This window comes from Paraburkholderia ginsengiterrae (genome assembly GCF_001645125.1).
GTDB classification, from domain to species: domain Bacteria; phylum Pseudomonadota; class Gammaproteobacteria; order Burkholderiales; family Burkholderiaceae; genus Paraburkholderia; species Paraburkholderia ginsengiterrae.
The window spans coordinates 1-1,267 of record NZ_LXKA01000016.1 but is presented as its reverse complement, the minus strand read 5'-3'; the positions used below and the strand labels follow the sequence as shown (position 1 = coordinate 1,267).

Here is a 1,267-nt window from a genome sequence, read left to right as displayed (position 1 = left end):
CGGCGTCGCGTCGGTTGAACCGCAACGTTCTCATCCATGGTGTACACGTGTCCATTTAGTTTCTTGATGGACGCGATCGTCGCTGGTGTTACACCGTCAATTCAAGATGGGTTCGCCGGGTGCTTACGAAGTTCGCGGCGCAAGGCGGCGATCTCGGTGGGGTGGTGGCGAATGTGATGGCCAAACAGGCGCCGCCTGAATTGCTGGGCATTCACGTCAACTTCCCGGCCACGATTCCGCCCGAGATTGTCAAAGCGCTTCAGGACGGTGATCCGCCACCGGCCAATCTCACGGAAGAGGAAAAGCACGCTTACGACCAACTGAGCAGTGCGGCCAAGAAACGGCGCGCCTACATCGCGGAGCAGAGCACGCGTCCGCAAACGCTGTATGGATTGGCGGACTCGCCCATTGCGCTCGCAAGCTGGATGCTCGATCACGGCGACGGCTATACTCAGCCGGCGGCGGCGCTGACCTCGGCCGTGTACGGGCACGACGTCAATGGAGAATCCTCAGGCGCGATGACACGAGACGATGTGCTGGACGACATCACGCTTTACTGGTTGACGAATACAGGGGTCTCCGCGGCACGCTTCTATTGGGAGTCGCATCTCAACTTCACTGCCGCTGCTGATGTGTCCGTGCCGGCCGCCGTGAGCGTGTTTCCCCGCGAGAATTATCAGGCCCCGAAGAGTTGGACCGAGCGGGCGTATCACAACCTTATCTACTACAACCGGCTCGACAAGGGTGGGCACTTTGCGGCGTGGGAACAGCCGCAGCTGTTTGCGGAGGAGGTTCGTGCGGGGTTGAGGTCGCTGCGCGCTGCGTAGACTTGAGGTCCGATCGAGCGGGAAGGGAGTTGTCCCCTGATTTTGTCGATAAAGCTGGGGATACGTTTTCCACCACAACGCTGAGCCCCTTGGCACAAGGCTTTGCAGGCCACGTGAGGGGAAAATAAGCTGTGTGATTCACGGACATTGTTTCAACTAAAACGAGGCGATGACCCGCGAGATTGCGACTCGATTACGTTGGGTGATGATGTATCACGAGACCGGCAACGCCGGTCTCGTATGCGCGCGATGATAGGGCACCCGCTCACAATCTTTCGAACGACACAAGGTGCCACTGCGCGAACTGAGGATCGGGAGTGTCCGAATTTTTGTGTGCAAGGCAGGTAAAAGCCTGCCGGATGGCAGGCCATCAAATGCATTTTATGAGTGGTTTCTTGTGAAGCGGTCCTCGTAGAGGATCGCGAACTGGTTCATCGCCG

1 pseudogene is annotated in these 1,267 nt (G+C 58.2%); it reads left to right on the top strand.

Annotated elements, in window-relative coordinates:
- Window positions 1-128: 128 nt before the first annotated feature.
- Window positions 129-827, top strand: a pseudogene (locus A6V37_RS01035) (epoxide hydrolase); the annotation flags it as partial.
- Window positions 828-1,267 lie beyond the last annotated feature (440 nt).